General features: G+C 59.3%; 22 protein-coding genes, 4 tRNA genes and 1 pseudogene. 12 read left to right on the top strand and 15 right to left on the bottom strand.

The annotated features are described in order from the left end of the window. Position 1: 1 nt before the first annotated feature. On the bottom strand, positions 2–1360 hold the full coding sequence (gene gorA, locus N5C28_RS11370) for a glutathione-disulfide reductase (RefSeq protein ID WP_279822364.1): 1359 nt from the start codon (positions 1358–1360) through the stop codon (positions 2–4). 94 nt (positions 1361–1454) lie between these two features. Between gorA and N5C28_RS11375 the strand changes: the two genes are divergently transcribed. Continuing rightward, on the top strand, positions 1455–1877 hold the full coding sequence (locus N5C28_RS11375) for a VOC family protein (RefSeq protein WP_279822365.1): 423 nt from the start codon (positions 1455–1457) through the stop codon (positions 1875–1877). A gap of 50 nt (positions 1878–1927) precedes the next feature. Here N5C28_RS11375 and galU read toward each other — a convergent pair whose 3' ends face one another. From galU to N5C28_RS11390, 3 genes are all read right to left on the bottom strand, one after another. Further along, complete coding sequence (gene galU, locus N5C28_RS11380; protein ID WP_279822366.1) at positions 1928–2767, bottom strand: UTP--glucose-1-phosphate uridylyltransferase GalU; 840 nt, start codon at positions 2765–2767, stop codon at positions 1928–1930. 39 nt (positions 2768–2806) lie between these two features. Further along, a complete protein-coding gene (locus N5C28_RS11385; RefSeq protein ID WP_279822367.1) occupies positions 2807–4168 on the bottom strand; it encodes a UDP-glucose/GDP-mannose dehydrogenase family protein in 1362 nt (453 codons plus the stop codon). Positions 4169–4273: 105 nt separating this feature from the next. Next, positions 4274–5179: a hypothetical protein gene (locus N5C28_RS11390; RefSeq protein WP_279822368.1), complete on the bottom strand. Its 906-nt coding sequence runs from the start codon at positions 5177–5179 to the stop codon at positions 4274–4276. A gap of 427 nt (positions 5180–5606) precedes the next feature. On the opposite strand from N5C28_RS11390, the gene N5C28_RS11395 reads away from it, so the two are divergent. Beyond that, a complete protein-coding gene (locus N5C28_RS11395; RefSeq protein WP_279822370.1) occupies positions 5607–6185 on the top strand; it encodes a hypothetical protein in 579 nt (192 codons plus the stop codon). A gap of 133 nt (positions 6186–6318) precedes the next feature. On the opposite strand, the gene N5C28_RS11400 is transcribed toward N5C28_RS11395, so the two are convergent. From N5C28_RS11400 to uvrY, 6 genes are all read right to left on the bottom strand, one after another. Beyond that, positions 6319–6405 (bottom strand) — tRNA-Leu (locus tag N5C28_RS11400). 112 nt (positions 6406–6517) lie between these two features. Further along, positions 6518–6591 (bottom strand) — tRNA-Cys (locus tag N5C28_RS11405). A gap of 39 nt (positions 6592–6630) precedes the next feature. After that, positions 6631–6706, bottom strand: a tRNA-Gly gene (locus tag N5C28_RS11410). Positions 6707–6773: 67 nt separating this feature from the next. Then, on the bottom strand, positions 6774–7334 hold the full coding sequence (pgsA, locus tag N5C28_RS11415; RefSeq protein ID WP_279822372.1) for a CDP-diacylglycerol--glycerol-3-phosphate 3-phosphatidyltransferase: 561 nt from the start codon (positions 7332–7334) through the stop codon (positions 6774–6776). Between the two features lie 33 nt (positions 7335–7367). After that, complete coding sequence (gene uvrC / locus N5C28_RS11420) at positions 7368–9188, bottom strand: excinuclease ABC subunit UvrC (RefSeq protein ID WP_279822374.1); 1821 nt, start codon at positions 9186–9188, stop codon at positions 7368–7370. A gap of 1 nt (position 9189) precedes the next feature. After that, positions 9190–9834: a UvrY/SirA/GacA family response regulator transcription factor gene (gene uvrY, locus N5C28_RS11425; RefSeq protein ID WP_279822376.1), complete on the bottom strand. Its 645-nt coding sequence runs from the start codon at positions 9832–9834 to the stop codon at positions 9190–9192. A gap of 342 nt (positions 9835–10176) precedes the next feature. On the opposite strand from uvrY, the gene N5C28_RS11430 reads away from it, so the two are divergent. Continuing rightward, positions 10177–10569: a RidA family protein gene (locus N5C28_RS11430; protein WP_279822378.1), complete on the top strand. Its 393-nt coding sequence runs from the start codon at positions 10177–10179 to the stop codon at positions 10567–10569. 533 nt (positions 10570–11102) lie between these two features. Then, positions 11103–12020 (top strand): hypothetical protein, encoded by a 918-nt coding sequence (locus tag N5C28_RS11435; protein WP_279822380.1) that lies wholly within the window; start codon positions 11103–11105, stop codon positions 12018–12020. A 64-nt stretch (positions 12021–12084) separates the two neighbouring features. On the opposite strand, the pseudogene N5C28_RS11440 reads toward N5C28_RS11435, so the two are convergent. Both N5C28_RS11440 and N5C28_RS11445 read right to left on the bottom strand, forming a co-directional pair. Continuing rightward, positions 12085–12375 (bottom strand): annotated as a pseudogene (locus N5C28_RS11440) (Presumed portal vertex protein); the annotation flags it as partial. Continuing rightward, the gene (locus tag N5C28_RS11445) at positions 12261–12683 is read right to left on the bottom strand and encodes a S24 family peptidase (RefSeq protein ID WP_279822662.1); all 423 of its coding nucleotides are present in this window, start codon (positions 12681–12683) and stop codon (positions 12261–12263) included. The gene N5C28_RS11445 and the pseudogene N5C28_RS11440, both read right to left, overlap by 115 nt. A gap of 52 nt (positions 12684–12735) precedes the next feature. On the opposite strand from N5C28_RS11445, the gene N5C28_RS11450 reads away from it, so the two are divergent. Further along, positions 12736–12984 carry a DUF1654 domain-containing protein gene (locus N5C28_RS11450; RefSeq protein WP_279822382.1) on the top strand — a complete coding sequence of 83 codons (249 nt, stop codon included), beginning with the start codon at positions 12736–12738 and terminating at the stop codon, positions 12982–12984. A 34-nt stretch (positions 12985–13018) separates the two neighbouring features. On the opposite strand, the gene N5C28_RS11455 is transcribed toward N5C28_RS11450, so the two are convergent. Then, positions 13019–13867, bottom strand: a complete 849-nt coding sequence (locus tag N5C28_RS11455; protein ID WP_279822383.1) for a hypothetical protein — start codon at positions 13865–13867, stop codon at positions 13019–13021. 163 nt (positions 13868–14030) lie between these two features. Then, the gene (locus N5C28_RS11460; RefSeq protein WP_279822385.1) at positions 14031–15701 is read right to left on the bottom strand and encodes an AAA family ATPase; all 1671 of its coding nucleotides are present in this window, start codon (positions 15699–15701) and stop codon (positions 14031–14033) included. A 683-nt stretch (positions 15702–16384) separates the two neighbouring features. Between N5C28_RS11460 and N5C28_RS11465 the strand changes: the two genes are divergently transcribed. Next, a complete protein-coding gene (locus N5C28_RS11465; protein ID WP_279822386.1) occupies positions 16385–16732 on the top strand; it encodes a tyrosine-type recombinase/integrase in 348 nt (115 codons plus the stop codon). A gap of 122 nt (positions 16733–16854) precedes the next feature. On the opposite strand, the gene N5C28_RS11470 is transcribed toward N5C28_RS11465, so the two are convergent. Then, positions 16855–16944: transfer RNA gene (locus tag N5C28_RS11470), tRNA-Ser, on the bottom strand. Between the two features lie 135 nt (positions 16945–17079). Here N5C28_RS11470 and N5C28_RS11475 point away from each other — a divergent pair. The 6 genes from N5C28_RS11475 to N5C28_RS11500 all read left to right on the top strand — a co-directional run bounded on the left by N5C28_RS11475 (position 17080) and on the right by N5C28_RS11500 (position 20227). Then, the gene (locus N5C28_RS11475) at positions 17080–17748 is read left to right on the top strand and encodes a Bax inhibitor-1/YccA family protein (protein WP_279822387.1); all 669 of its coding nucleotides are present in this window, start codon (positions 17080–17082) and stop codon (positions 17746–17748) included. Positions 17749–17862: 114 nt separating this feature from the next. Beyond that, entirely contained in the window at positions 17863–18255 is a 393-nt protein-coding gene (tusD, locus tag N5C28_RS11480; RefSeq protein WP_279822390.1) for a sulfurtransferase complex subunit TusD, read from the top strand. A 1-nt stretch (position 18256) separates the two neighbouring features. Continuing rightward, on the top strand, positions 18257–18616 hold the full coding sequence (tusC, locus tag N5C28_RS11485; RefSeq protein ID WP_279822392.1) for a sulfurtransferase complex subunit TusC: 360 nt from the start codon (positions 18257–18259) through the stop codon (positions 18614–18616). Then, positions 18616–18915 (top strand): sulfurtransferase complex subunit TusB, encoded by a 300-nt coding sequence (gene tusB, locus N5C28_RS11490; protein WP_279822394.1) that lies wholly within the window; start codon positions 18616–18618, stop codon positions 18913–18915. Before tusC ends, tusB begins: the two co-directional genes overlap by 1 nt. Continuing rightward, positions 18912–19247, top strand: coding sequence for a TusE/DsrC/DsvC family sulfur relay protein (locus N5C28_RS11495; RefSeq protein WP_279822395.1), 336 nt, complete (start codon positions 18912–18914; stop codon positions 19245–19247). The genes tusB and N5C28_RS11495 overlap by 4 nt, the downstream gene beginning before the upstream one ends. After that, positions 19244–20227 (top strand): glycosyl transferase family protein, encoded by a 984-nt coding sequence (locus N5C28_RS11500; RefSeq protein ID WP_279822397.1) that lies wholly within the window; start codon positions 19244–19246, stop codon positions 20225–20227. Before N5C28_RS11495 ends, N5C28_RS11500 begins: the two co-directional genes overlap by 4 nt. Positions 20228–20238 lie beyond the last annotated feature (11 nt).

A 20238-nucleotide genomic window follows, 5' to 3' on the forward strand; every position in this document is an offset into this window, starting at 1 on the left:
CTCAGCCGCCCACCGGGGTACGCATGGTCACGAACTCTTCGGCGGCGGTCGGGTGCACGCCGATGGTTTCGTCGAACACCTGCTTGGTCGCCCCGGCCTTCAGCGCCACGGCCAGACCCTGGACGATCTCGCCGGCATCCGGGCCAACCATGTGGCAGCCGAGCACGCGATCGGTCTTGGCATCCACCACCAGCTTCATCAGGGTGCGTTCCTGGCAGTCGGTCAGGGTCAGCTTCATCGGGCGGAAGCGACTCTCGTAGCAGGTCACCGCGTAGCCCTCTTCCCGGGCCTGCTCTTCGGTGAGGCCCACGGTGCCGATATTGGGCAGGCTGAACACCGCGGTCGGGATGTTCTGGTAATCGACCTTGCGGTAGGCGTCAGGCTGGAACAGGCGACGCGCCACGGCCATGCCTTCGGCCAGCGCCACGGGGGTCAGCTGCACGCGGCCGATGACGTCGCCGATGGCGAGAATCGACGGCACGCTGGTCTGGTACAGGTCATCGACTTCGATGTAGCCGCGCTTGTCGAGGCGCACCTCGGTGTTTTCCAGGCCCAGGTTGTCCAGCATCGGCCGGCGGCCGGTGGCGTAGAACACGCAGTCGGTTTCCAGCACGCGGCCGTCCTTGAGGGTGGCCTGCAGGCTGCCGTCGGCCTGCTTGTCGATGCGGGCGATGTCGCTGTTGAACTGCAGGTCGAGGCCGCGCTTGGTCAGCTCGTCGCGCAAATGGGTGCGCACCGCGCCGTCGAAGCCCCGCAGGAACAGCTCCTTGCGGTACAGCAGCGAGGTATCCGCGCCCAGGCCGTGGAAGATCGAGGCGAACTCCACGGCGATGTAGCCGCCGCCCACCACCAGCACGCGCTTGGGCAGTTGCTTCAGGAAGAAGGCTTCGTTGGAGCCGATGGCGTGTTCGCTGCCCGGAATGTCCGGGATGTGCGGCCAGCCGCCGGTGGCCAGGAGGATGTGCTTGGCGGTGTAGCGCTTGCCGTCCATTTCCACGGTGTGATCATCGGTTAGGCGCGCATGGCCTTCGAGCAGCGTCACCCCACTGTTGACCAGCAGGTTGCGGTAGATGCCATTGAGGCGCTCGATTTCGCGGTTCTTGTTGGCGATCAGGGTCGGCCAGTCGAACGCGGCGTCGCCCAGGCTCCAGCCAAAGCCCTTGGCCTGTTCGAAGTCTTCGGCAAAATGGGCGCCGTAGACCAGCAGCTTCTTCGGCACGCAGCCGACGTTGACGCAGGTGCCGCCCAGGTAGCGGCTTTCGGCGACAGCCACCCGCGCGCCATAGCCCGCGGCAAAGCGCGCGGCCCGTACGCCGCCGGAACCGGCGCCGATTACAAACAGATCGAAGTCATAGGTCATGGTCAGTCTCCCGAAGCAGACGGCAAGCATACCCCAGCGCGACTCGCTGCGGTGCCAGGGCCTAGACTCGAAGGCAGACAAGAGGAGAACCGTCATGTCCCCTACCCTGACCCACCTGGCGCTGCACGTTCCGGACCTGGATGCCTGCGTGGCGTTCTACCAGACGTTCTGCGGCATGCAGGTCATCCACGAGCGCGCCGGCAAAGGCTCGCGTATCGTCTGGATGGCCGAGCCCGGCCAGGAGCACCGCTTCATCTTCGTGATCATGCCCGGCGGCACGCCCCGCAACCTGGCCGCGGACGACTACAGCCACTTCGGCTTCGCCCTGCCCAGCCGCGAGGCGGTCGACGCCCTGGCCGCCAAGGCCCAGGCCCACGGCTGCCTGGTCTGGGCGCCGCGGGATGAGCCGTACCCGGTCGGCTATTACTGCGGCCTGCGTGACCCGGCCGGTCACTACGTGGAGTTCAGCTACGGCCAGCCCCTCGGCCCGGGCGCCGAGGCGTTACCCACCCCCTGAAAACAGAAAGCCACCCGAAGGTGGCTTTCTGCACAACTGACGCAGCCCGATCAGTAGGCCTTGCCGGTCTTGTAGAGGTTTTCGAAGCAGAAGTTGGTTGCCTCGATGTAACCCTCGGCACCACCGCAGTCGAAACGCTGGCCCTTGAACTTGTAGGCCAGCACGCAGCCTTCCTGGGCCTGTTTCATCAGCGCGTCGGTGATCTGGATCTCGCCACCCTTGCCCGGCTCGGTGCGCTCGATCAGGTCGAAGATGTCCGGGGTGAGGATGTAGCGACCGATGATCGCCAGGTTCGAGGGCGCGTCTTCCGGCTTCGGCTTCTCGACCATGCTGTTCACGCGGTAGATGTCGTCGCGGATCATCTCGCCCGAGATCACCCCGTACTTGTGGGTCTCCTCCGGCGGCACTTCCTGGATGGCCACGATCGAGCAGCGGAACTGGTTGTACAGCTTGACCATCTGCGCCAGCACACCGTCGCCTTCCAGGTTCAGGCACAGGTCGTCCGCCAGGACCACGGCGAACGGCTCGTCACCGATCAGCGGGCGACCACTGAGGATGGCGTGGCCCAGGCCTTTCATTTCCACCTGGCGGGTGTAGGAGAAGCTGCACTCGTCGATCAGGCGACGGATGCCCACCAGGTACTTTTCCTTGTCGGTATCGCGAATCTGGTGCTCCAGCTCATAGCTGATATCGAAATGGTCTTCCAGGGCGCGTTTGCCGCGACCGGTGACAATGGCGATTTGCGTCAGCCCTGCCGACAGCGCCTCTTCGACGCCGTACTGGATAAGCGGCTTGTTCACCACCGGCAACATTTCCTTGGGCATGGCCTTGGTTGCGGGGAGGAAGCGTGTGCCGTAGCCGGCAGCCGGGAACAAGCATTTTTTAATCATGATACTCCTTACCGAAGGGACGAAAACCGGCTCAGTCTATCAGGCGGCACTGGCCTTACAATGCCCCACCGCAGGCCGACCGATGCCGCGGTACAAAAAGCCCTGCTCGGCCAGTTGTCCGGCATCGTAGATGTTGCGCCCGTCGAACAGCACCGGCATGCGCATCAGCCCGCGGATGCGCATGAAATCGGGCTGGCGGAACTGTTTCCATTCGGTCACCAGCACCAGCGCATCGGCCCCCTCGACCACGCTGTAGGGGGATTCGCTCAGGCGCAATTGGCCGCTTTCCACGGCTGCCGCGTAGCGCTTCGCCACCGCCGCCGTGGCCACCGGGTCGCAGGCCTGGACGGTCACCCCGGCGGCCAGCAGTGCATCGATCAGCACCAGGCTGGGAGCCTCGCGCAGGTCGTCGGTGCCCGGCTTGAACGCCAGGCCCCAGATCGCCACCACGCGGTTGTGCAGAAAGCCACCGAAGTGTTCGCGCAGGGCCTGGAACAGCAGGGTCTTCTGCAGCGCGTTGCGCGCTTCGACGGCACGCAGGATGCTGGGCTCGATGCCTTCCTGCTCGGCGCTGCGGATCAGCGCCCGCACATCCTTGGGAAAGCACGAGCCGCCATAGCCGCAGCCGGCATAGATGAAGTGCGTGCCGATGCGCTTGTCGCTGCCGATGCCCCGGCGCACCTCCTCGATATCGACGTCCAGCCGGGCGCACAGCCCGGCCATCTCGTTCATGAAGGAAATCTTGGTGGCCAGGAAGGCGTTCGCCGCGTACTTGGTGAACTCGGCGGCCCGCACGCCCATGCTCAGCAACCGCTCGTGGTTGCGCAGGAATGGCGCGTACAGCCGGCGCAGCACGGCACTGCCGTCTGCCTCGTCGCACCCGATGATGACCCGGTCCGGGCGCATGAAATCGTCGATGGCCGAGCCTTCCTTGAGAAACTCCGGGTTGCTCGCCACCTGGATACTGAAACGCTTGCCGCGCTTGGCCAGGCGCGCGTTGATGCGCTGTGCAACGCGTTCGGCGGTGCCCACCGGCACGGTGGACTTGTCGACCACCAGGCACGGCTGGGTCAGGTGCTCGCCCAGCTCGTCCGCCACCGCCAGCACGTGGCTGAGGTCGGCCGAACCGTCCTCGCCACTGGGGGTGCCGACAGCGATGAAGATGACCTCGGCCTGGTCGATGCCTTCATGCAGATGCGGGGTGAAGCTCAGTTGCTCGCTGGCCAGGTGAGCCTTGAGCATGGGTTCGAGGCCGGGCTCGTAGATCGGGCTCTCGCCTCGCCGCAGGCGGGCCACACGGAACGCATCGCGTTCGACGCACACCACACGGTTGCCCATTTCGGCGAAACAGGCCGCCGACACCAACCCCACATAGCCTGCTCCGATCACGCAGATTCGCATCGCCGCATCTCCAGATGAGTTGCAGCGATTGCAGCCAATCGCAGTGGCAGGCGTATGACGAAGCCGCGACAGTCCCGTGACAAGGGACCAACGCGTGGGCGCCACTCAGGCCGGCGGCTCGTGTCTCGTCCAGGTGTTGCCGTCGAAACTCAGCACGCAGTCGTCCCCGACGTTCCACAGCGCCTGTTCACAGGCATGCAACCTGAAGAACGCCTGCGAGCCGCTGACACCCGGAGAAACTGCCGTCAGCGCCTCGCCGTCCCAGCAGAAAAGCCGGTTCTGTGCGGCGGCGTACAGCTTGCCGTCAAACCAGGCCAGCGACTCGATGCTGTCTGCCGGCCCCGCTCCCTCGATGGACTGCCATCCCCTGTTCGCCGACCCACGCAGCAGCGTGCCCGCCACCCCACCGATGTAGACCTGCCCGTTCGGCGCACAGCAGACGTCGTTCAGCAGCCAGCCGGTCGGGCTGTGCAGTGCCTGCCAGCGGCTGCCGTCCCAGTGCGAAATCTGGCCACCCATGCCAACCGCGTAGAGATCGTCGTCGGCAAATCCATCCAGGGCCCGCAGCATGCGGTCCACCTGGCCGCTCAACGGCCTGAACAGGCCCTGATCGTGATCGACCCAGGTATCGCCCTGGCGGCGCAGCAATTGCCCTTGGGTGCCGCAGGCGTACAGCGAACCGGCAATGCTGCGAAGCCCCAGGAAGTAGCCCGCCTTGCTGCGCAGCTGGCTGTCGAATGGCGACCCACCGCGAGGATGCTCGCGCAGCAGGCCCCGGCGCCCGAGAAAGCACAGGGTGGCGGGACACTCGCCCAGGCCCGGTATCAGCGCCGTGGCGTGCACGATGTCATCGAGGTCGTACAGATGAAACCACTGGCCGTCGTGGATCATCGACACCCGGGTGATGCTCGGCTCATGGCCTTCGCCGTAGAGAAAACCACCCAGCACGGCATCCTGGTTCGAGAGGCCGATGACGGTGGTGTAGTAAAGGGCGTGCGCAGGCCTGTCCATGGCGATTTCCTGGGTTGACGAGGCCTGCAGGCGACCTCGAGCGGGTGGCGGCACACGATGCTACGTGATCGCGCTCGCCGATACCGTGATGCCGGTAGCCAACGGCCGCCACGCCGTTTCTCCACTGACAGGAAATTCACGCAAAGCGTCTAGAATGGCCATTGCAGCGCGTCGACCCGATGAAAATAATGCGAACACAGCGCCCTTTCCATTGCCCGGTGTCACAGACCTGTCGTGTTGGCTGTGGAATACTCCCGCCCGGCAAAAGGAACTGCCCCCCAAGAAATAGCCCGCTCCGTGCGGGCTTTTTTCTGCCTGCGGTTTGCCTGCCGGCACTCGATATCGCACTCAAAAAAGCGATAGCACTTCGCCAAGATCGTTATGCTGCACCGCCAGACGCGCACACCACCAGCAGGGAGCACTCCACATGAGCGACAGCAACGCTGTCATACGTTTCGCCATCAAGATGTACTTCAATGGCGATCTCAAGGAAGCAGCGGAGGCAACCGGGTATACCCAGACACAGCTGCGCCGCTGGAGCGCGGATGAGGTCTCCGCCAGGGCAGACACTGCGCGCTACATCATGGCCGTCGCGCTTATCCCCGAGTTTCAGGTCGTTTGTGAGCACACACCGTTCGATGAGAACGAAGCGGTCGCCAGCCAGATCAACAGCATGCTGCGCGGGCACCATGATCAACCGGGCGTTTATGCGTTCTACGACAGCTTCTGCAGGCTCATTTACATCGGTAAGGCCAACTCGTCACTGAAGAGTGAAATCATCGACGCGCTCGGTCGAACCGTGGATGTTCCCTTCCCCCGCTCCGCCTCCCGCCCGGCCAAACGCAAATCGGTGGTCAAATACATTTCGGCCTACGATGTCGGCGGAAAGGACCACTCCGACTACCCGAAGCACGTCGAGTCGCTGATCCTGCGCATAAGCAAGCCGGCGCTCAACAAGCAGACGGGGAATCTGACGAAGGTATTGCCCAGGAAGCCGAAAGCCTAGCGAAGGCACGCGATTCGGCGTATTCAGCGGGACGCCGAAGGACAGGGAAGAAGAAAGTCGAGAAGCGACAGTAACGCGACAAGCGCCAAGACGATCAGCGCTTGCAGAAACAGGCTGTATCGCCTGATTGGAATGGTGCCCCGAGCCGGAATCGAACCGGCAAGACCTCGCGGTCGGCAGATTTTAAGTCTGCTGTGTTTACCAATTTCACCATCGGGGCGAATGGCGCTGTGCAACGTGGGCTGGACTATATACAGCCCATGTCGGGCTCGCAACATTATCCGGCTTAATAAAAAAGCCTCGTAAATCACTGATCTACGAGGCTTTCTATTTGGAGGCTGAGGTCGGAATCGAACCGGCGTTCACGGATTTGCAATCCGGTGCATAACCACTCTGCAACTCAGCCTTTAAACCAAACGAGCCGCCGTGGCGACTCGTGTAAAACTGGAGCGGGAAACGAGACTCGAACTCGCGACCCCGACCTTGGCAAGGTCGTGCTCTACCAACTGAGCTATTCCCGCTTGTCTTGGTGACGGGCGCCATTCTATAGGTTCAGGACGCCCCGTCAACCCCTTGATTCAAAAAAGTTTATTTCTTTTCCGCGGTGGTGCTCAGGTGCGGCCAGGCAGCCAGCAGGTACTGCACCATCGACCACAGGGTGAGCACGGCGGCGATGATCAGCAAGCCGTAGCCGAGCAGCACCCAGAAGTTAAAGAGCGGCGGATTGCCCAGCAGGATGACCAGCGCGACCATCTGGGCGGCGGTCTTCCACTTGCCCAGGTTGGACACCGCGACATGGGCGCGTGCACCCAGCTCGGCCATCCACTCGCGCAAGGCGGACACGACGATTTCGCGGCCGATGATGATGGTCGCCGGCAGGGTCAGCCACAGGTTGCCGTGCTCGGCCACCAGCAGCACCAGCGCCACCGCGACCATGAGTTTGTCCGCCACCGGATCGAGGAAGGCGCCAAAGGGTGTGCTCTGCTCCCAGCGGCGAGCCAGGTAGCCGTCCAGCCAGTCGGTGGCGGCCGCGATGGCGAACACCGCACTGGCCGCCCAATAGCTCCAGCTGAAGGGCAGATAGAACAGCAGAATGAAGAACGGAATCAGCGCAACACGAAGCACGGTAAGCAGGTTGGGGATATTCATCGGCACAACTAGGCTGCAAGGTGAGCCGGCATTCTACTCGCTGTGCAATGCGGCATAAATCAGCTCGGCAAGCTTTTTACTGATCCCCGGCGCTTTGGCGATCTCTTCGATACTGGCGCGGGACAGCTCCTGCAGCCCTCCGAAGTGATTGAGCAGTTCGCGGCGGCGCTTCGGCCCCACGCCAGCGACCTCCTCCAGGCTTGAGGTGCGACGCGCCTTGCCACGGCGGGCTCGGTGCCCGGTGATGGCGAAACGGTGGGATTCATCGCGTATCTGCTGGATCAGGTGCAGGGCCGGTGAATTGCCCGGCAAGGTGAATTCGTGGGATGCGTCGTTGAGATAGAGCGTTTCCAGGCCCGGCTTGCGCGTGGTGCCCTTGGCCACGCCAAGCAGCACCAGTTCCGGCACGGCCAGCTCTTCGAGCACTTCGCGGGCCATGGCCAACTGTCCCTTGCCGCCGTCGACCAGCAGGATGTCGGGCAGCTTGCCGTCGCCCTCCTTCACCTTGCTGAAGCGTCGGGTCAGGGCCTGGTGCATGGCCGCGTAGTCGTCGCCGCCGGTCACGCCTTCGATGTTGTAGCGGCGGTAGTCGGACTTGAGCGGCCCTTCCGGCCCGAATACCACGCAGGACGCCACGGTGGCCTCGCCACTGGAATGGCTGATGTCGAAGCACTCCAGGCGCTGCGGCACTTCGTCCAGGTCCAGCGCCTCGGCCAAGGCATCGAAACGGGCGGCCACGTGCTGCCGGTTGGCCAGCCGCGCCCCCAGCGCCTGCTCGGCATTGGTCACCGCCAGCTGCTGCCAGCGCGCCCGGGTACCGCGCACCCGATAGCTGATGCTCAACTCCCGTCCGCGGGACTCGGCAATCGCCGCGATCAGGGTCGGGAAGTCCTCATGCTGGGTGTTGACGATCAGCTCGCTGGGCAGGTCGCGCTCCTGGCTGCTCAGGTAGTACTGGGCCAGGAAGGCCAGCAACACATCGCTGCCCTCCTCCTCGATCGCCACCTGCGGGAAGAAGTTCTTGCTGCCGAGCACCCGCCCACCACGCACGCTGATCAGGTGCACACAGGCGCCGCCCGGGTTGACCATGGCAGCGACCACGTCCACGTCGCCGGTGCCGCCTTCCATGCTCTGCTGGTCCTGGACCCGGCGCAGCAACGCGATCTGGTCGCGCAACTCCGCCGCCCGCTCGAAATCCAGGGCCATGGAGGCGGCCTGCATGCCGCTGGACAGCTCATCGGTCAACGCATTGCTGCGCCCTTCCAGGAACATGACCGAGTGGCGAACGTCTTCGGCGTATTCCTGGGGTTCCACCAGGGCCACGCACGGCGCCTTGCAGCGCTTGATCTGGTACTGCAGGCACGGGCGGGTCCGGTTGCGGTAATAGCTGTCTTCGCACTGACGCACGAGGAAGGTCTTCTGCAGCAGGTTCAGGCTCTCGCGAATCGCGCCAGCACTGGGGTATGGCCCGAAGTAGCGACCCTTCTGCTTCTTCGCCCCGCGATGAATGCTCAGGCGCGGAAAGTCGCCGTCCGAGAGAAACACGTAGGGGTAGGATTTGTCGTCGCGCAACAGGATGTTGTACGGCGGCCGCCATTCCTTGATGAGCGTCTGCTCGAGCAGCAGCGCCTCGGTTTCATTGGCGGTGATGGTGGTTTCGACCTGGGCGATCTTGCCGACCAGGGCAGCCGTCTTCGGCGCCAGTCCGGTTTTACGGAAGTAACTGGCGAGACGCTTTTTCAGGTTCTTGGCTTTGCCGACATACAGCAATTTGTTGTCCGCATCGAACATGCGGTACACGCCGGGGCGGCCACTGCAGGTGGCCAGAAACGCACTGGGGTCGAACACGGTCATCTCAACGGGTGGCGTCGACCATCCCGTGGCGTACGGCGAGCAAGGCCAGCTCGACGTCACTGGTGATCGACAGCTTCTCGAAAATTCGGTAGCGGTAGGTGTTCACTGTCTTGGGTGATAGACACAGCTTGTCCGAAATACTTTGCACCTTCTGACAGCCGGCGATCATCAACGCAATCTGGATCTCACGTTCGGACAGCAGATCGAACGGCGAGTTGCTGGTTTGCGGCTGGAACGATTTCAGCGCCAGCTGCTGGGCAATCTGCGGGCTGATGTACCGCTGGCCGGCAAACACCAGGCGAATGGCCTGGACCATTTCATCCAGCGCAGCGCCCTTGGTCAGGTAACCCGCGGCCCCAGCCTGCAACAGGCGCGTGGGGAACGGGTCTTCTTCACAGGCCGTCACGGCGACGACCTTGATGTCGGGGTGGCTGCGGATCAGCTTGCGGGTCGCTTCCAGGCCGCCGATGCCGGGCATCTTGACGTCCATGAGGACGACATCGGGCTTCAGCTCGCGGACCTTCTGCAGGGACTCTTCGCCAGACTCGGCCTGACCGACGACTTGTAAGCCGTCGATATCGGCCAGCATGCGCGTGATACCTGTTCGAACCAGATCGTGGTCATCGACCACTAGCACCCTAATCAAGCGACACCTCGTTATGAGTCAGCCACTCAAGACTGTGGTCTTGTTGGAATGCCGGCCACCTTAGCAAAAAGACCCGGCTAGACCTAGCTTGACGCATAACCGTCAAAAAGCAAGCGTCAAAATACTGCATTCACCGCTCAATCAAACACATAGAACAACCGGCCGCGCGACCAGGCACGACTCCGACCGAGCCTCGCCAGTATGCGACGCCAGAAGGCAGAGCGCGATTATTTGGTGAGCCCAAACAGTGTTTATGCCTCCTCGGCGTTTATCCATGCGCCATGACGGCCTAGAGTTTCCTGACCATTTCCACGGGGCGAATGGCCTCAGAAGGAGACCACCATGGCAACCCGAGACGCCGTATTCCCTGCAGGGCGACATGACCTCTACACCTCCCAGACCTACTCCGCGGCCATCCGCTCGGATGACCTGCTGTTCGTGTCCGGTCAGGTCGGCAGCCGCAGCGACGGATCCCCCGAGCCGGACTTCGAGGCCCAGGTCCGCCTGGCGTTCGCCAACCTCGAGGCGACCTTGAAGGCCGGCGGTTGCGGGTTTGACGATATCGTCGACGTCACCTCCTTCCACACCGACCCGGAACACCAGTTCGGCACGATCATGACCGTCAAGGGCGAGATCTTCCCGAAGGCCCCCTATCCGAACTGGACGGCGATCGGCGTCAACTGGCTCGCGGGCTTCGACTTCGAGATCAAGGTCATCGCGCGGATTCCCCGCTGACACAGGGACTCAAGATGCAGAAATGAAAAAGGCACCCCCAGGGTGCCTTTTCTGCGAGGCTTCAAGAGCACGTCCACCAAGGGCGGAGCGCTGCAGAAGCTCGATTCGTTTCCGGTAACTCGTCCGAATCTTTCAATCACTTACAGAAAAATCACCTTTCCACTTACCAGAAATTACTCTCCAAGGTAATCGCTGCAGCCCAGTAACTACGCGGCCTCCAGCCCCCCTTTTCGCACAGCCATTACCAAAATTACCTTTTTCCGAAATGACCTCAGAAAAACGGGCTCGATTGCCATCGGGCTTCCCGGAATAGCCTCCTAGCTACAGGGTTTAGCAGGGCTTCAGCCCCCGTACCACGAGCACGCCTAGGCACTGGGCAGCGCCACAGGACTCGCAAGCATGCAGAAAAAGCCATAGGTTTAGCGGGCAGGCATGGCGGGGAAGACTGCGAGCGCCAGGCCCACCCGACCTACTGGACGGTCATGACGAAATGCCAGTAGGCTCGAAGAATGTAGAATCTTAGGTAGGACCAGATGAAGCTCATCAATGAAGCAATCGAACTGGTTTCAAATGCTGAAGCACCACTTGCGAGCGCCTTCATCAAGGCACAGATCATTGCGCATAAGCTCCAAGACAGAGACTTTGCGCAATGGGTCCGAAGCGAAATCCAGGGGTATGCCGATAGAGACTCGGTACCTGAGTACCGCGCAGTAAGATTCACGCCTCATGGGACGCTTGAAAACTTGGCCCGCCGCTACGAAAACATGCCATTGCCGTTAGGGGGCATCCCTCAACACATGAGGGAGAAGTTACTTACGACACGCTTCCAGCAAAGTATTGCTGTGATCGAGGGTTTCGCTCTTAAGGGGGAAGAGCTCACAGCCAGCATCAAACAAGAGATGTACCCCTTTCTTCTGCATGGAATAGATGAGTCTTACTCGATCGTGAATGCTTGGGGCGTCCTGCCAGCGGGCACATTCGCACAGATTCTAACTGAAGCACGCTCTCGTCTTCTTGACCTTCTGCTTAACTTAGCCGACCAGATTCCAACCGATGCAAAGGACGATGATTTGTCAGGCGTACCAAAGATTTCCGGCCTGAATGAGATTTTTAAGGGCGCAGTTTTCGGGCATGGGGCAAATATTAATTTCGCGATAGGCGATGGCAGTCAAGCGTCCAATAACAGCACATCCGTCGCCCAAAACGACATTGAATCGCTCCTCAGGGCGCTATCTGAGAACAAGGTTGCTTCTGAGGACCTGCAGTACCTTCGAACCGCGATTGAGCAAGATGCAAATCTTGCGATAGAACAGCCTGCTGAGTTTGGCGCAAAGGTTAAGGACTGGATGGCAGCAATGATCCGTAAAGCTGGCACTGCAGCATGGGATGTTCCGGTTCAAGCCGCAGCTTCGATTCTGGCGACTAATCTGTCGAAATATTATGGGCTGTGAATGACAGGAGCAGGACTAACGCTCACCTGCTGGCCGATAGCCCTGCCCAGAAACCCTCTTTTTCTCAAAGCTCTCTCGGAGCCGGCAGCTCAAACGACCAGAAGCGCACCACCTCTTCCCCCAAACACTCATTGATCTGCTTCAGCTTCGCCTGGATCGGCTCCAGCTCGCTCATAGCCCAGACCGCTGCGGCGTCCTTGATCGAACCAAACCCGCCCGCGTTCTGGGGCACAATACCCATCAGCTACAGTGGAATGCGCAGCGCCGCCAGCAGGTCGTCGCGACTGATGTTCTTGATAGCGCCGAAGTCATCTTTGGCCGCCACCTCGCTGATCGGGATCGGTCGTTGTCGGCCATCATGCGTACGCGGTAGCAGCCGTCGCTGGCCAGGTCGACCACCACATAATACTGCTCGCGCTTGCGCATCGTGCCGCGATCGACAATCAGCCGGTCGCCGGGGTACATGCCGAAGCCGATGAGGCTGTTATCGTCGACCTGCCCCCCCAAGATCTGCGGGGCGCCCAGGCCGGTGAGTGCGTCCAATGAGAGCCCGCCTTCCTTCTCGTCCTCGGCGGGTGACTGGAAGCCCGTAATGCGCAGCTCACGCGCCTCGGGCAGCAGGTGGTCGAGCCGCTGGTTGCGGCCCAGGATGGAGAGTGACATTTTGCAAACTCGGAATTACTGTATGTACATACAGCAATCGAGAAGCAAAACCATGGCAAAAGGCAAACCGGCGCCGGCAGCGGTGCCCACCTCTTACGAGCTGCTCGGGGCCCGTGTTCAGCGGGCCATCAACGCACCGGCCGCGCAAAAATCCCGATCAGCGGTACTGCTGCGCATGGAGGGCGACAGCCCCGAGGACTGGGCGCGCATCCTGGACGAGATCGGCGAGAACGATAACGTCACCGTGGCCTACCGCGATGACGGCTGGCAGCTGTTCTGGACGTTGCCGGTGGATGATTGAGTCCAACAAAGGCCAACAACGTCCTATGCAGCCATTAACGTACAACGCGCCTGAGGCCTACACCCCAAGAAGCCACCATGTGAGAAATATCATACCAATACCTATCGGTGTCTCTATCAATCATATCCGCAATTCGATGTGGATTATTTTCTCTCATATATGAAACACAATGTTCTAAAATTCTCGCCCCTAGCGGAGGGCAAACGACGGCATCATCTTCATATCCGTTATCCTCAAGCCACTGCCAATAATCGCAAGAGTGCTCTCTATCGCTTTGAATGGCCTCGCTAACTAACAGCCCTTTCTTATGATCAGCAAATTTCCTGAAGCACAACGCGTCAGGTTCAGAAAAAATTAGTCCCTCTAATTCCCCCCCTGCGACCTCGGTGAGAATTTTCAAAGGAATAATATTTTCCAACTCATGGCACTCGAGAATTTCCAGCATGTAATTTCTATAGTAACCGAGCTGGGTTCTGTAGAATTGAGATGCAGTACTTCCAATAGATGCGCCGGGATGATTCTTGTCGCTATCAACGATACAAAAAAATAATTTGTTTAGCGCTTTAGTTTCCTCGAACACCCCGAAAATCCCGCTCCCACCACCCGGTATGCAAGAAAGCTTCACGGCGCAAATAGAAGAAACTTCTCGATTTGACGCAACATATATCTCCGCACTTCTCTCGAAGAACAAAAAATCATTATAATCTTCAGCCAGCAGCTGTGCCGACTGAAAATACGAACTATCAGTAGCCCATGAATATCCTATAACAAATCTATCACCATCAAAACGCAAACTGCGGGCATCCTGAAAATCAACTTCCACATAAAAAGAGAACTTCCTCTCAATATGTCTTGTTTCCAAAACGAATCCGCGCAAATCCACAAGCACTCTTTGCGAATATTCACAGAGGCACGACAACGATTGTAATTCACTAATGAGCTCTACCGGAGCCCACAAGATATGCTTCCCCTCACCATGGGAAGTCAGAATATTCTGTAGCGCTCTCAGCTTACCTTCGCGGTCACTGCCAAAGTCAGGCAAGCTATTAATTATTATAATCATAGTCGGGAGCCAAGAACCCTGCAGGCCAATTAGTCAAGTATCCATTATCATCGAACCCAGAGAAACGAATTTTAGTTTGACCCGCCCCCTCTTTTTCGAAAAGACATATACTTAAATCTTCGGAAGATATTGATTTGCATCTCACAGCCTCACACAACGCATCAATCATGTGTTTGCTATGAGTTTCAATAACGAAGGTGTACCCCAACTGTTTGCCCAAAGCGGCTACATTTGCGATAGCCAAGCCAAATTTGTATTGCAAAGCAGGATGCAAATGCAGCTCCGGCTGCTCAATAACCAAAGCGCGTTTACGCGACGACCCATTGTTCACCCCCCTCGCCGCACGCCCGTTCTTATTAACCAATTCCAGCCAGACGGAAACAATAACCGGAAGTATTTGCGAATACCCAAAACCCATATCACTAATATTATGGTAGTTTGACTCACCTTCCTCCTTGATTCTTAACGTATAGTGAGACCCTACAACTTGCAGTTCTAGTAAAAAGCCAAAATTTGCTTTTATCCAGTCCGACAACTCTTTCCTTTTAGCTCTATCCAAAGAATAAATCAGCATGGGCAGATTAGCCCCAGTATGATCTAGCTCACCAATCTGTAGATCTTGGAATCTATAAAATCGCTCTGCCGTAGCTCTCAACGGCCCCATATACCGAACACCGCTATAAAAATTCTTTAGCAAATCATCTGCCGCACTCCAAAAGCGACTAACATTAAGAGCAAGTATATTTGCCTGAATTGCTTCCAGAACCCCTTCTTTTTCAATTTTCTTTAGGGGGCCCACGTAATTCATATCAGAAATAATTTTTATTAAATCTCTTTTCAACTCATCTTTAGGGCGAGAATCCAAATATCCTAAACGCTTCCGAAGCTCCGCATGCTTAGAGGAAGACAACCCAAGCAATTCAATAACATTGGAAATTACATGCCTTCCTAAGTATTCAGAATCAATCATCTTCACGGCGCCTGACGCAAGCGTCACGTCCTTTATCCCACTAACCTCTGTCGGAATAATATTGCCTTTAGATGAAATGTATCGTACATCGAAGGTCTTACTATAACCGCCATCGGCGGTCCTCACCTCAAACCTATTAACCCCTCTATCCGAATAATTTAATTCAACTGTTACACCAAATACACTCAAGATCAAAGTCGACAGCAACTTGTCTTTATCGACCATAGACAATCCGAGTTCTAAATCGACCTCATAACTATCATAACGTCTTGGCCGAACTAGATCGTTATATTTTTCATACTGAATTCTATGAGTATCAGAAAACCGGAGCGCACCTGCATCAACTCTCGCCTCATAAAGCTCTCTTGTAAGTGCTGTATATCGCCGGCTCTCAACTTTTAGCAGCATAGAAAAATCAAAAAATAACTGATCTTCACCATCTCTAACAGAAGTCTTGAAGTCTCCAAAATCCACATACCCCCCATACCCTGCATACCATAATATAGGAGTTCTTGTGTCACCTTCGATGGACTGCCTAAGCAACGGATAAGTCCTCAGGAAAGTGCTTTTTCCGCAGCTATTTTTGCCAACCAAAACATTGATTGATCGAACAGGTACAAGCTGCTTTTCAGCCCCAAAACTTCGGAGGTCTCTGACTCCGACTCCCAATAATTCTCCAGCCATTACGCCCTCGATAACATAAAGTTAATAACCGACAAAATTAGCAAGCGCGAAACCCGTGACGTCGCCATTAAAAATAAGAAACTTAACCACTGGCAAACCATTAGCCTATAAGTCAGACCTAACCGTAGTATGCCCGACAGGTTGTAAGTTGTAAGGCAATGGCTCGCCGGCGCCCGCTTCGAAAACCTTTATACGTCGAAGGTTGATAGCAAAGGCGCTCAGGAAATTCAGAATGAGTCAGACCGAGCCGCGCACACTCTTGAGTTATACGGTGGCCTGTGAGGCGTGGGAGATGCTGGGTGTCGTGTACTGACATGATCATGTATTCCTTTACGTTCCCAATGGGAACAGATCATGCCAGCCTTTTGATATCAGCTACAACTGCCTCCAGTTCCTAGAGTCGGCTTTCGAGGGTAGAGAGTCGTTTCTTTTCTTCAGCGGCTCGCTGGATGTCGTGCTGGGCGACCTCGTCCAGATCACGCCAGAGAGCCAAAAGAGCTAGTTCCTATGCCTCGGACAAGATCACCGCACGGAGAGCGATCGAGCCAAAGAGCTGAACATAGCGGAATTCATATCTGGTCCGGCCCATGGGGGAGCGAAGCCATGGCGGTGGCCTGGGAGGACGTCGACGGCACTGCGGGCGCTAACGCCAGGTGGCGCTGACCGCGCACCTGGAACCAGTGATGATCGAGGTGATTGACCGCGACAACCGCACGCGCCGGCAACAGCGTGTGCGCTTCGTGTTCCACAACACCGCGAGCGGTGAGGCGTATTCAACGTCCGACACGCTGCGTAACGGCTGGTGGAAAGCGCACCTCAAGCGTGCAGAGCTGCGCCCGCGGGGACCAAACCAATGCCGGCACACGTTCGCCAGCCAGATGCTGAGCAGCAGCATCGCTTCGCCGGAGTGGATTGCGGATCAGATGGGGCACACGTCGACAGCGATGATCTTTCGGCACTACGCCAAGTGGATCAGCAAGGACGGCCCGGACTTCGTAGGGATGCTGAACAGAGCGCTGGATCTACTGTAAGACCCCATTCGGGGAGGCCCCTCAGTGGCCTTCCCAAACACCCTTTTGTTCCCAAAGTGTTCCCAAAACGTTCCCTTTTCAGCATTTCGCCAGAAAAAAGCCTTTAGAAACAATGCATTAGATGGCGGAAGCGGTGAGATTCGAACTCACGGAAGAGTTTCCCCTTCGACGGTTTTCAAGACCGTTGCATTCAACCGCTCTGCCACGCTTCCGGCGTTTTGTGCGGGCGGCAATCTTACCCGAACGCAACACACTGTCAAACTCTCTGTCTTGGCACTGCGCGGGGCTCTGTTATGATCAGGCATGACTCTGGTCACGGACCCAATCGCCTCTACAGGAGTGACGCCATGCACGAACACGAATACGCGCTCAATCACGCGCAGGTCGAACAGCAGGAAGTAAGCCGCGTTCTGCGCAACACCTATGGCCTGCTGGCCATCACCCTCGCCTTCAGTGGCCTGGTGGCGTTCCTGGCACAGCGCGCCAATGTGCCCTACCCGAACATCTTCGTGGTGCTGATCGGTTTCTACGGCCTGTTCTTCCTGACCGCCAAGCTGCGCAACTCGCCGTGGGGCCTGGTCTCCACCCTGGCCCTGACCGGTTTCATGGGTTACACCCTGGGCCCGATCCTGAACCGCTACATGGGCATGGCCAACGGCGCTGAAGTCGTCAGCTCCGCCTTCACCATGACGGCCCTGGTGTTCTTCGGTCTGTCAGCTTACGTGCTGACCACCCGCAAGGACATGAGCTTCCTCAGCGGCTTCATCACCGCCGGTTTCTTCGTCCTGCTGGGCGCAGTAGTAGCCAGCTTCTTCTTCCAGATCAGCGGCCTGCAACTGGCGATCAGCGCCGGCTTCGTGCTGTTCTCCTCGGCGTGCATCCTGTACCAGACCAGCGCGATCATCCATGGCGGCGAACGCAACTACATCATGGCGACCATCAGCCTGTATGTATCGATCTACAACCTGTTCGTCAGCCTGCTGCAGATCTTCGGCATCATGGGCGGCGACGACTGATCGTCAGCGTCACGACTGGAACAAGCCCGCTTCGGCGGGCTTTTTCATGCCTGCAGCGAGCATCTTGGGCGCCGAGGCCTTATCATTCGCCCAGTTTTCACCGTCGGATTCCGTATGAAGTTCGCCATCGCCCTGTTCGCCCCGCCCCATGCCCCCTCTTCGCGGCGAGCCCTGCGCTTCGCCCAGGCGGCGCTGGAAGGCGGCCACGAAATCGTCCGTCTGTTCTTCTACCAGGACGGCGTGCACAGCGCGTCGAGCCACGTGGTCAGCCCTCAGGATGAACTGAACCTAACGTCCGAGTGGCGCGCCTTCGTCAGCGAGCACCAGCTCGACGGCGTGGTCTGTATCGCCGCCGCCTTGCGCCGTGGCGTGCTCGATGGCGACGAGGCCAAACGCTACGAGCGCGGCGGCGCCAACCTGCAAGCGCCGTGGACGTTGTCCGGCCTGGGCCAACTGCACGAGGCGAACCAGATCGCTGATCGCCTGGTGAGTTTCGGAGGCCCATGACATGAGCCAATCTCTATTGATCATCACCCGCCAGGCACCCTGGTCCGGCCCCGGCGCCCGCGAAGCCCTGGATATCGCCCTGGCGGGTGGTGCCTTCGACCTGCCGCTGGGCATGCTGTTTCTCGATGACGGCGTGTTCCAGCTCGCCTCTGGCCAGCAAGCGGCCTCGCTGCAACAGAAGGACCTGAGCGCCAACCTGCAGGCACTGCCGATGTTTGGCGTGGAATCCCTGTATGCCTCGTCGCGCAGCCTGCAGGAACGCGGCGTGCCCGGCGACGCACTGGCCCTGTCGGTGGAGGTGCTGGACGATAGCGACCTCACCGCCCTTATTGCCCGTTACGACCAGGTGATCACCCTCTGATGGCCACTTTGCACGTACTTTCCCATTCGCCATTCAGCGACAGCCGCCTGAGCAGTTGCCTGCGCCTGCTCGGCGCAGACGACGGCCTGCTGCTCAGCGGCGATGCCGTCTATGCCCTGCAAGCGGGCACCCTGCAGCGCCAGGCCCTGGAGCTGATGCCGGACAGCATCGGCCTGTACGCTCTGGACGAGGACCTGCAGGCACGCGGTATCGCAGCCTCGGACCGCGCCCAGGCGGTGGACTACGCCGGCTTCGTCGAACTCAGCTGCCGCTTCGCCAAGGTCAATAGCTGGCTATGAGTACGCTATTGGTTGAAGGCCGTTCGATCGCCCTGGACAAGGACGGCTACCTGGTCGACCTCACTGACTGGTCCGAGCCCGTCGCCCAGGCCTTGGCCGCACAAGAAGGCCTGCCACTCGACGCCGAGCACTGGGAAATCCTCGTGCTGTTGCGTGCCTTCTACGACGAATTCCAGCTGTCGCCCGCCAACCGGCCACTGATCAAGTACGTCGCCCTCGAGCTCGGGCCGGAAAAAGGCAACAGCCTGCACCTCAACCGCCTGTTCAACGGCACTCCCGCCAAACTTGCCGCCAAGCTGGCGGGCCTGCCCAAGCCGACCAATTGCCTATGAACCTGGTAACGCCCCCGGAACACCCGTTCGCACAGTTCGTGCGCATTCTCGGCAAGGGCAAGCGTGGCGCCCGCAACCTGACCCGCGAGGAAGCCCGCGAGGCTATGGGCATGCTGCTCGACGACAAGGTCGAGGACACCCAACTGGGTGCCTTCCTGATGCTGCTTCGGCACAAGGAAGAAAGCGCCGAGGAAATGGCCGGCTTCACCGACGCCATTCGCGCCCGCCTGCAGGTGCCGGCGCTCGACGTCGACATCGACTGGCCGACCTACGCCGGCAAGAAGCGGCACCTGCCCTGGTATCTCCTGGCCGCCAAGGCCCTGGCGGCCAGCGGCGTCCGCATCCTCATGCACGGCGGCGGCCCACACACGGCCGGGCGCCTATACACCGAACAAGTGCTGGAACAACTGGATATTCCGCTGTGCCGCCACTGGCAGGACGTCGGCAGCGCCCTGCAGCAGGGCAACCTGGCGTTCATTCCGCTCGGCGACTGGATGCCGCAGCTGCAACGCATGATCGACTTGCGCAATACCCTGGGCCTGCGCTCGCCCATCCACTCCCTGGCGCGCATTCTCAACCCGCTGTCGGCCCGCTGCGGCCTGCAGAGTATCTTCCACCCCGGCTACCAGGCGGTGCACCGCGAAGCCAGCCAGTTGTTGGGCGACACCGCGATCGTGATCAAGGGCGAAGGCGGCGAGATCGAGGTCAATCCCGATGCCACCAGCCACCTCCATGGCACGGCCAACGGCATCAACTGGGACGAAGAGTGGCCCGCCCTCTCCGCCCAGCGCCATGTCAAACCCGAGTCCCTGGATATCACCCATCTGCAAGCCTTCTGGCGCGGCGAGGTCGAAGACAGCTATGCCCGCCTGGCCGTGCTCAGCACCATGGCCCTGGCCCTGCGCGGCCTGGGCATGCCCCGGGAAGCGGCGTTCGCCGAGGCGCAACAGCGCTGGGACAATCGCCTTCAATCGAATTGATCGATTGATAC

Source organism: Pseudomonas sp. GD03944 (assembly GCF_029839275.1).
Taxonomy (GTDB): Bacteria; Pseudomonadota; Gammaproteobacteria; order Pseudomonadales; family Pseudomonadaceae; genus Aquipseudomonas.

What these genes read in the sequence shown, in the direction of transcription:
- gorA (WP_279822364.1), bottom strand. Translation starts at nt 1,360, where the DNA reads ATGACCTATGACTTCGATCTGTTTGTAATCGGCGCCGGTTCCGGCGGC.
- N5C28_RS11375 (WP_279822365.1), top strand. Translation starts at nt 1,455, where the DNA reads ATGTCCCCTACCCTGACCCACCTGGCGCTGCACGTTCCGGACCTGGAT.
- galU (WP_279822366.1), bottom strand. Translation starts at nt 2,767, where the DNA reads ATGATTAAAAAATGCTTGTTCCCGGCTGCCGGCTACGGCACACGCTTC.
- N5C28_RS11385 (WP_279822367.1), bottom strand. Translation starts at nt 4,168, where the DNA reads ATGCGAATCTGCGTGATCGGAGCAGGCTATGTGGGGTTGGTGTCGGCG.
- N5C28_RS11390 (WP_279822368.1), bottom strand. Translation starts at nt 5,179, where the DNA reads ATGGACAGGCCTGCGCACGCCCTTTACTACACCACCGTCATCGGCCTC.
- N5C28_RS11395 (WP_279822370.1), top strand. Translation starts at nt 5,607, where the DNA reads ATGAGCGACAGCAACGCTGTCATACGTTTCGCCATCAAGATGTACTTC.
- pgsA (WP_279822372.1), bottom strand. Translation starts at nt 7,334, where the DNA reads ATGAATATCCCCAACCTGCTTACCGTGCTTCGTGTTGCGCTGATTCCG.
- uvrC (WP_279822374.1), bottom strand. Translation starts at nt 9,188, where the DNA reads ATGACCGTGTTCGACCCCAGTGCGTTTCTGGCCACCTGCAGTGGCCGC.
- N5C28_RS11430 (WP_279822378.1), top strand. Translation starts at nt 10,177, where the DNA reads ATGGCAACCCGAGACGCCGTATTCCCTGCAGGGCGACATGACCTCTAC.
- N5C28_RS11435 (WP_279822380.1), top strand. Translation starts at nt 11,103, where the DNA reads ATGAAGCTCATCAATGAAGCAATCGAACTGGTTTCAAATGCTGAAGCA.
- N5C28_RS11445 (WP_279822662.1), bottom strand. Translation starts at nt 12,683, where the DNA reads ATGTCACTCTCCATCCTGGGCCGCAACCAGCGGCTCGACCACCTGCTG.
- N5C28_RS11450 (WP_279822382.1), top strand. Translation starts at nt 12,736, where the DNA reads ATGGCAAAAGGCAAACCGGCGCCGGCAGCGGTGCCCACCTCTTACGAG.
- N5C28_RS11460 (WP_279822385.1), bottom strand. Translation starts at nt 15,701, where the DNA reads ATGGCTGGAGAATTATTGGGAGTCGGAGTCAGAGACCTCCGAAGTTTT.
- N5C28_RS11465 (WP_279822386.1), top strand. Translation starts at nt 16,385, where the DNA reads ATGATCGAGGTGATTGACCGCGACAACCGCACGCGCCGGCAACAGCGT.
- N5C28_RS11475 (WP_279822387.1), top strand. Translation starts at nt 17,080, where the DNA reads ATGCACGAACACGAATACGCGCTCAATCACGCGCAGGTCGAACAGCAG.
- tusD (WP_279822390.1), top strand. Translation starts at nt 17,863, where the DNA reads ATGAAGTTCGCCATCGCCCTGTTCGCCCCGCCCCATGCCCCCTCTTCG.
- tusC (WP_279822392.1), top strand. Translation starts at nt 18,257, where the DNA reads ATGAGCCAATCTCTATTGATCATCACCCGCCAGGCACCCTGGTCCGGC.
- tusB (WP_279822394.1), top strand. Translation starts at nt 18,616, where the DNA reads ATGGCCACTTTGCACGTACTTTCCCATTCGCCATTCAGCGACAGCCGC.
- N5C28_RS11495 (WP_279822395.1), top strand. Translation starts at nt 18,912, where the DNA reads ATGAGTACGCTATTGGTTGAAGGCCGTTCGATCGCCCTGGACAAGGAC.
- N5C28_RS11500 (WP_279822397.1), top strand. Translation starts at nt 19,244, where the DNA reads ATGAACCTGGTAACGCCCCCGGAACACCCGTTCGCACAGTTCGTGCGC.